This is a genomic window from Phormidium sp. FACHB-1136 (genome assembly GCF_014697375.1).
Taxonomy (GTDB): Bacteria; Cyanobacteriota; Cyanobacteriia; order Phormidesmidales; family Phormidesmidaceae; genus Nodosilinea.
This window is the reverse complement of the sequence record NZ_JACJRS010000147.1, coordinates 1-8,835: the sequence shown is the minus strand read 5'-3', so window position 1 is coordinate 8,835 and position 8,835 is coordinate 1. Positions and strand designations below refer to the sequence as shown.

General features: G+C 56.6%; 6 protein-coding genes. 2 read left to right on the top strand and 4 right to left on the bottom strand.

Features of this window, described 5'->3' with window-relative positions; translation table 11 throughout:
* Window positions 1–417 precede the first annotated feature (417 nt).
* Window positions 418–2,214, top strand: a complete 1,797-nt coding sequence (aspS, locus tag H6G62_RS24730) for an aspartate--tRNA ligase (RefSeq protein WP_190500182.1) — start codon at window positions 418–420, stop codon at window positions 2,212–2,214.
* 58 nt (window positions 2,215–2,272) lie between these two features.
* Window positions 2,273–5,008: a DUF3656 domain-containing protein gene (locus H6G62_RS24725; RefSeq protein ID WP_347239423.1), complete on the top strand. Its 2,736-nt coding sequence runs from the start codon at window positions 2,273–2,275 to the stop codon at window positions 5,006–5,008.
* Between the two features lie 84 nt (window positions 5,009–5,092).
* Here H6G62_RS24725 and H6G62_RS24720 read toward each other — a convergent pair whose 3' ends face one another.
* The 4 genes from H6G62_RS24720 to H6G62_RS24705 all read right to left on the bottom strand — a co-directional run.
* Window positions 5,093–5,698 carry a transposase gene (locus tag H6G62_RS24720; protein ID WP_190500184.1) on the bottom strand — a complete coding sequence of 202 codons (606 nt, stop codon included), beginning with the start codon at window positions 5,696–5,698 and terminating at the stop codon, window positions 5,093–5,095.
* A 17-nt stretch (window positions 5,699–5,715) separates the two neighbouring features.
* Window positions 5,716–6,294 (bottom strand): helix-turn-helix domain-containing protein, encoded by a 579-nt coding sequence (locus tag H6G62_RS24715; RefSeq protein WP_190500180.1) that lies wholly within the window; start codon window positions 6,292–6,294, stop codon window positions 5,716–5,718.
* A 109-nt stretch (window positions 6,295–6,403) separates the two neighbouring features.
* Window positions 6,404–8,518 carry a COR domain-containing protein gene (locus H6G62_RS24710; RefSeq protein WP_190500178.1) on the bottom strand — a complete coding sequence of 705 codons (2,115 nt, stop codon included), beginning with the start codon at window positions 8,516–8,518 and terminating at the stop codon, window positions 6,404–6,406.
* The coding region (locus H6G62_RS24705) for a transposase (protein WP_190492465.1) at window positions 8,519–8,835 on the bottom strand (317 nt) is incomplete at its 5' end. It abuts the gene before it with no gap.

Sequence of the window (8,835 nt, the reverse complement as noted above, 5' to 3'; positions counted from 1 at the left end):
AAACGCTATCATCATCGACATAAATTCCATCGCAGCAAGTTCCTCAGACCCTCATCTGAATTCTGCTTGCTGCTTTCCTTTTTGGATCAAATGGATAAAGTCGAGCTAAGCATGTGTACTTGCGGACAAGAGGAACTTGAGGGCAGACGGTCAACAAACTTAAGGCTTGTATAAAATAGATCACACAACTCCACTCGATCACACAACTCCACATAGTTTTAGGGGCAAGTTTGCCGAGAAGGTTGATAGAGGTCTCTCCATGGGTACACTCACTTCGCCCATTGGCTTCTGTGTAGACGCTGGGATTGAGATATGGTCTCCTCTGATCCAACTTTCCGCAAAAGGCTGTGTCAGTCTTCACCGTTATCCTAGATAATGGGAAGGTTTTGAATTTTGCGTCCACCCCATCGTTAGTCTATGCGTACCCACTACTGCGGCACCCTTCGAGCCAGCGACATTGGCAGCACCGTTACCCTGTTTGGCTGGGTAGATCGTCGCCGCGACCATGGGGGCGTGATTTTTGTTGACCTGCGGGATCGCACTGGGGTTGTGCAGATTGTCAGCGATCCGGAACGCACGCCGGAGTCCTATCCCCAGGCCGACCCGCTGCGCAACGAGTATGTGGTGAAAATTGTCGGGCGCGTCAGCCAGCGTCCGGCGGAATCCCTCAATCCCAAGCTGCCCACCGGGGAAGTCGAAATCTATGCCGATTCCATTGAATTACTGAACGCCGTTCGCAAGCCGCTGCCTTTCCAGGTCTCCACGGCGGATTCGGAATCGGTGCGGGAGGATCTGCGTCTGCGCTACCGCTATTTGGACTTGCGGCGGGAGCGGATGGCCCAAAATCTCAAGGTGCGCCACGAAGTCATTAAATCCATTCGGCGTTTCCTAGAAGACCAAGAAGGCTTCATGGAAGTGGAAACCCCCATCCTGACGCGATCCACCCCCGAAGGCGCACGGGATTATCTGGTGCCCTCGCGGGTGAACCCTGGGGAATTCTATGCCCTGCCCCAGTCGCCCCAGTTGTTTAAGCAGTTGTTGATGGTGTCTGGGGTAGATCGCTACTACCAAGTTGCCCGCTGCTTCCGCGATGAGGATCTGCGGGCCGACCGCCAGCCGGAATTCACCCAGCTCGACATGGAAATGAGCTTCATGACCCAGGACGAAATCCTGGCCCTGAATGAAGCGCTGGTGGCCCACATTTTCAAAACCGTCCAGGGCATCGAGATTCCCCTTCCCTTCCCCCGCCTCACCTATGCCGAGGCCATGGATCGCTACGGCAGCGACAAGCCCGACACCCGCTACGGCCTAGAACTGGTGGATGTGTCTGACCTGGTGAAGGACTGCGGCTTTAAGGTGTTTTCCGGTGCGGTGGCCGATGGCGGCATCGTCAAGGTGCTACCCATTCCCGGCGGCAACGAGCAAATTTCCAACGTCCGCATCAAGCCCGGTGGCGACATCTTCAAAATTGCCTCGGAATCTGGGGCCAAGGGCTTAGCCTACATTCGGGTGCGGGCCGAGGGTGCGGTGGATACCATCGGAGCCATCAAAGACAACCTGCCCGCCGAGAAGATGCAGGAATTGCTGAGCCGCACCAACGCCCAAGAAGGCGACCTGCTGCTCTTCGGCGCTGGCCCCACCCCCATCGTCAACGCTACCTTGGATCGGGTGCGGCAGGCGGTGGCCAAGGAAATGAACCTGATTCCTGAAGGCAAACTCAACCTGCTGTGGATTACCGACTTCCCCATGTTTGAGTGGAACGCCGACGAACAGCGCCTCGAAGCTCTGCACCACCCCTTCACCGCCCCCCACCCCGATGATGTGGCCGACCTCAAAACCGCCCGCGCCGTGGCCTACGACTTGGTGCTCAACGGCTACGAAATCGGCGGCGGCAGCCTGCGCATCTACCAGCCCGATGTGCAGCAGCGGGTGTTCGACACCATCGGTCTCACGACCGAGGAAGCCAAGGACAAATTCGGCTTTTTGCTAGAAGCCTTCGAGTACGGCACCCCACCCCACGGCGGCATTGCCTACGGCCTAGATCGTCTGGTGATGCTGATGGCCGGAGAAGACTCGATTCGCGATGCGATCGCCTTCCCCAAAACCCAGCAGGCTCGCTGCTTACTCACCCAAGCCCCCTCCGGCGTGGACGAAGCCCAACTAAAGGAGTTGTCCATCGCCTCCACCTACACACCAGAGAGCGACGAGGACTAGGATTAAGAGGATTAAACAGAGTCCCTGCCCCTTCGATTTTCCCGTTCTGGCCAGTCCTATGTCTGCTCTGCCGTCATCGAATTCGCGTCCTAACCCTGGTGTGGCCTCGGAGGGCATGGCGACCCCAGATATTCGACGACCTGATCTGCTGGCTCCAGCGGGGCAGTGGGATTGCGCCAAGGCAGCGGTGGAAAATGGGGCTGATGCGATTTACTTTGGTCTGGATCGCTTCAATGCGCGGATGCGGGCCGAAAACTTTACTGAAGCCGACCTGCCCGATTTGATGGCCTTTTTGCACCGTCGCGGCGTGAAGGGCTACGTTACCCTCAATACCCTGGTGTTTCCGGCGGAACTGGCGGAGGCCGAGCAGTACCTCAAAACCATCATCACAGCGGGGGTAGATGCCGTCATTGTGCAGGATGTGGGCCTCTGTCGGCTGATTCGACACCTGTCGCCCAATTTCCCTATCCATGCTTCGACTCAGATGACCGTGACCAGTGCGGCGGGGGTCGCCTTTGCGAAGGATCTGGGCTGTCAATTGGTGGTGCTGGCGCGGGAATGTTCCATCAAAGACATCCAAAGCATTCAGACCCAGCTTCGAGATCAGGCCATCGCCGTGCCCCTGGAGGTGTTTGTGCATGGAGCGCTGTGTGTGGCCTATTCCGGACAATGTTTGACGAGTGAAGCCCTAGGCGGACGGTCGGCCAACCGGGGAGAATGCGCCCAAGCCTGCCGCATGGCCTACGACCTGATGGCCGATGGGAAAAAGGTAGACTTGGGCGACCGTCAATACCTGCTCAGTCCCCAGGATTTGTCAGGCTTGGACGTGCTGCCTGCCCTGGGTGAGGTGGGGGTTCACTGCCTCAAAATTGAAGGCCGCCTCAAAACGCCGGAATATGTGGCCAACGTCACCCGGATTTATCGCCGCGCCATTGATGCGGCGTTTGCTAAGGTCACTGACGGTTTGCAGGCAGAGCGTGTTCAGCCCGATACAACTTATCCAGAACATGAGGGGCGAGCGGCCAAGGCTGGGGATCCCCCTAAATCCCCCTTGGGAAGGGGGACTTTGAATCAGACCCCCCTTTCTAAGGGGGGCAGGGGGGATCTCCCAACCGTTGCCCACGCATCAACCGAGGATCGCTACCAGTTGGAAATGGCTTTTTCCCGTGGGCTGTATACGGGCTGGTTTGAGGGTATCGACAATCAGGCATTGGTTCACGGTCGGTTTGGCAAAAAGCGGGGGGTCTACCTGGGGCGGGTCAGCCGCATTGCCGAGGGGCGAGTTTTCCTAAAGCCCGAAGCGCTCCTAAAAGCGGGGGATGGCGTGGTGTTTGACCAGGGCAACCCCGCCGCCCAAGAAGAAGGAGGCCGTATCTACCAGGTCATCCCCAAGGGCAAGGAGGTGGCTCTAGAGTTTGGCCGACAGGCGGTGAATTTCAACCGTATTCGGGTGGGAGATCGCCTCTGGAAGACCAGCGACCCCGCCCTAGATAAGGAACTGCGCCAAACCTACGCCGGAGACACCCCCAAATTTCAGCGCCCCATTACCGTGACCGTTCAGGGTGAAGTTGGCCAACCCCTAGTGCTGACCGCCCAGGATGAGTTGGGCCACATCGTTCAGGCGGAATCCGCCATGCCCTTGGTCGCTGCCGAAGCCAACCCCCTCACCACGGAACGCCTAGAGCAGCAGTTGGGCCGACTGGGCAACACGCCTTTTTGCTTAGGACGCCTAGATAATCACCTCAGCGGCGACCTGATGCTGCCCGTCAGCGAACTCAACCGCATCCGCCGCGCCATCGTCGAAGCCCTAAACCACCAACGCGCCCAGCCCCGCCGCTGGCAACTTTCCTCCCCAGCTCAACTCACGGACTTACTCCCCACTCCCGACTCCCCACTCCCGACTCCCCACTCCCCCACCCTTGCCGTCCTTGTCCGCACCCAAGCCCAGCTCGAAGCCGCCCTAGCATCCGGCATCGACACCCTTTACTGCGAATGGGAAAACCCCGCTACCTACCGCGCCACGGTGCAGTGGTTCCGGGCCAATCGTCGCCACAACAATCAGACGTTGTGGGTGGCCCCACCGCGTATCACCAAACCCCGCGAAACCTACATTTTGGAGCAGGTCAAGCGTTCCGAGGCCGATGGCTACTTGGTGCGCAACTACGATCACCTCGCCTACTTTGCCGACCAGCGCTGCATCGGAGATTTCTCCCTCAACGTGGCCAATGCTCTGACGGCGGATTACTTCATCCAGCGCTACGGCCTAGAGCGCGTCACCGCCTCCTACGACCTCAATGCCGACCAGTTGGAGGATTTGCTGCAATCGGCCCCGCCCCAGTGGTTTGAAATTACCCTGCACCAGCACATGCCGATGTTCCACATGGAGCACTGCGTCTTCTGCGCCTTTTTGTCCGAGGGTAAGGATTTTCGCGACTGTGGCCGCCCCTGCGAGAGCCACCAGGTGAAGCTGCGGGATCGGGTGGGCACCGAGCACATTCTCCAGGCCGATGCCGGGTGTCGCAATACGCTGTTCAACGGCGTGGCCCAAACCGGGGCAGAGTACGCCCAGCGGTTGATTTCCCTCGGTGCGAAGACTCTACGGCTGGAATTTCTCAACGAAACTCCGGCCCAGGTCAGCCGCACCATTCAGCAATACCAGCAGCTTTTGGCGGGGCAGATTACAGGCACCCAACTCTGGCGCAGCCTGAAGCTGGAAAGTAAGCTCGGCGTCATCCGTGGGCCGCTGGATTCCACGGCTCAAGGTGGCCACCAGGGGTCGAGAAGCCGTCGCTAACGATGCGTATCTGCGCGTTTGCCCTTGACCACAACAAACGCCCCTTGCCCATACCCCTATCTGAGGCAGAAATAAGTCTATTATTCAGCAGACTAAGGGCTTACCGGTGTAATTCCACTTGAAGGGCTTGGCCAAGGTGCGATTAAAGTAGTCTACGAAGGCGAGGATCTTGGCTTTGAGGTCAGCCTGACTGGTGAAACTAGAGCGGCGTAGGAGTTTGCGCACCAGGATGCTAAACCAGACTTCGATTTGATTGAGCCAGGATGAATGCTTAGGGGTGAAGTGGACGACCAGCCGATGGGAGGGGTCTTTCAAGAAGTCCGAGCGAGTGGCCATTGAGGCCAGGATGCCCGATTTACCCTTTTCGCCGAGTTCAATAGGCTCGGGTTCAAGCTCAGCGACTAAGCCCACCAAGGACTCGGATTGATGGGTGTTGAGACAATCCATCACGAGATGAATTTTGGGGGCAGTGGGGGCTGGGCCGAGGAGAGCGCTGAGATGAGCGTCTAAATCAGCCTCCGTTCGGGTGTCCCCGACGCTGGCTTGGTCGATGTGACCGGTGGCAACATTCAGTGAGGCGATTAAGGTCTGGGTGCCATGGCGGATATACTCAAACTCTACCTTTTCACAGCGCCCCGGCTTCATGTCCAAATTGGGCATGGTTCTCTCCAGAGCTTGAATGCCGGTCATCTCGTCGAGGCTGTAGGTCAATTCGCCGCGCTCAGCCCGCTCGGCAGCCTGCTCATAGACGTGGCAGATGTCGGTGACTTTAGCGGCAAACTCAGGATCCGGGGGGGGTGGAGCCAGTAGCGCGTCTGGTGCGGTTTGAGGTCGGCTTCGGCTAACAATCGCCCGACATGTCGGGGACTGATGCTATCGACAAACGACTGCTTCATCATCTCATCGGCCAACTCGGCATCCGTCCAATGGCTGATGGGGCGACCATACTGCTCAGGCGGGGCACAGGCCAGGGCATACAACTGAGTGATTTGCTCTAAGGTGAACGTCGGCGGGCACCCCGGTCGAGGCGCATCCTGGAGCCGGTCTTCGACGGGTACCTCACGAGCACTTAACGCTAGCCACCGATTGCGCCAGAGCCGACTCGTATCTTTGGTAATCCCCAGTTCCCGAGCAATCGCCCCATGACTAGCACCCTGGGCCGCTCGCAGGACGATGGTTGCTCGTAGCGCAATCTGCTGAGCCGTGCTCGGTCGCCGAGCGATTTTCTCCAGGGCCGTTTGTTCTTCGGTCGTTAACCTGATGGGGGTAGCCGCAAGTCTTGGCATGGCAACTCGGTTCCCTTCGCTCTACCCTTAAATAGTAGATCTACTTCCGCCTCCGAGTACTAGGGCTTTGTCGCGGATTTTTTGCTCAATGGCGAGGCTGGAAGTTTGGTCAAGGGAAGGCAATGTCGAGATCAGCTAACACCTCCAGCAAGGCCGGATAGCCCTTTCCCGTCGGCCCTTCCAGCCAGGTCAGGAGTTCAACGGCACGGGTTGCCTGGTCTCCTAAAGACATCAGACCAGCGGGTGGATCAATGCAGAACAACACCTGTTTAAATTGGGGATCGGGTAGGGCGACCAAAAATTTGAGAAGAGCAGCGCGAGTAGGGCGTTGGTCGAACGATTTCGGCGGGGTGGGTTCTGGGCCTTTTTTGTCGGGTACGCGATCTAGAATGGCTCGAACGTCAAAGCCATCGAGCAGGATGCTGATGGGAATTTCTTGATCGCTCAATTCACAGTCAGCGGTGAATTTCCTTCCGGCTTCTTGGCGCTTTTTCAGGAAGGAATATTTGAAAAAGTGAGGATCGGGGCTGTCCCGGCATTCGCTGCACTGGCAGGGAATCATTTTGTCGTAGCGCAGGTGGTGGTAAGACTGGCTGATGCGGTCTAGCTCATCAATGATGACGGCGCGAAATTCGGCAATGCTGGGGCCACGGAAACGCAGAGAAATGCGGCGCAGGTTGAGGTCTTCTTTCACTTCGGCCCAGGTGTTGCCTCGCTGAATGACCATGCCATTGCGCCAAACCCAATCGTGGTTGGGGATGTAGCGGTAGAGGGCGACGGCCAGTTGCCAAAAAATGCCCTTGGGCATGAAGGCATCGTAGCGAAACTGCATGTGGCTGTTGTGGGCGGCATCCCAGGGGTAGGCGGGGGTATTGGGGGGCAGCAGTTGGGGGGCCACCAGGTTTCCGGTGTGGTCAATCTCGTACACCAACCGAAAGTTTTTCATCAGCTCGATTAAGACATCGTGCATGGGCCGATAGTGGGGATCGCTCCAGAGGGCGGCGCAGTCTTGGCGGCTGAAGCGTCCTGCTTTGGCTTTAATGCCGTCGTCATCGAACAGGCGATAGACCGCATTGGTGGCCCAGACGGGTTTGAGGATGACCCGATCTCTCAGCAGCGGACGGTCGGCAAAGTGCAGCAGAATGCCCAAGTCGTGGAAGTAGCCTAGCAGGGTATCGATGTCGGGCTGGTGGGTGATGCCCTGGCGGTGGCAAAGTTCGTCGAACTGTTCGCGATAGATGTAGTTGCGGTCGTCTTGCTCGATGGCGGCACGCACATCCACCCAACGGGCGGGGACGGGTTCGCCAATGTGGGGCAGGTTTTCGGCGCAATGTTCGATGCTGCGAATGAGGCTGTGGATGCCCTTGAGCCGTTCCTGGGCTTTGGCAGGGTCGGGTTCTTCGGCGGTTTTGAAGTTGACGGCCACAATCTCTTTAATGCTGTCGGGGTAGCGGCTGAGCAGGTCGGCCCGATTGAGGTGGCGCGGCACCTCGCCCTTTTCGTTGAGGACGATGATGAGGGGGCTATCCGCCGCAAACAATTCGATGATGTTGAGCCAGTAGTTAAAGTCGGTGTCGTCTTTGCGGTTGTCGGCTACTAGCACGTATAGGGAGCGCTTGGAGAGAAAGAATCGATGGGTGGCGCGGTCAATTTCTTGGCCACCAAAGTCCCACAGGTTGAGGCGGAAGGTGGGCGTTTCGGTTTGGCCGTTGCCTTTCTGGCGGCAGGGAAAGGTATAGGTACCAATACTAATGCCACGGGTGCGATCATCCACATGGGGCAAGGGGCAGTTTGGCTCTGAAATTTTGTGGGCCAGGGTGGTTTTGCCTGCTTCCCCTTCGCCAACGATAAGCATTTTGGCCTCATAGAGGTAATCTTGCCCCTGGGCGGCGAGTTGGTCGTAATAGTTAAGGATGGCCGTATTGCCCTGGTGCACAATTCCCAGGGGCGGCTCTTCGATTGGGTTGAGGTGAAGATTGATGCAGGAAAAGCTGGCCAATGATCTACCGACTTCAACAGATAGCTGACCCTCTGCCAACCAGCGGGGTACTTCCCGAACTTGGTTGACAGATAAATTCAAGGACTTTAATTTTTCAAGCCTTGACAAGCATGAAATATCGCTGATTTGATTAAAACTTAAATCTAGCGAGGTGAGATTATTTAAATTTCTCAAAAATGAAATACTTTTTATTTTATTAAAACTTAGATTTAAGCTGATATGCATTTAAATTGCATTGATTGTGTTTCCTTTGTTTTTGATCTTGCGATCCCAGTTGATGACAAGCTGCCCTTCGTTCAACAGGTTATGAACAAGCGCTTCTAAATCCTCAATCGACTCAAATAGACGATTGGCAATGAATTCCTTTGCAGAGTGCCAAACTAACTCGATTAAATTATAGTCCGGACTGTAGGGTGGCAGAAATTCTAAAACAATGTTGGGCATCTCCTTCGCTATCTTCTCTAGAATCTCTGCCTTTTTATGAATACTTGCATTGTCTAAAATGATAAGAATCTTAGGGCCATCCTGCTCAAAGTCTTCAA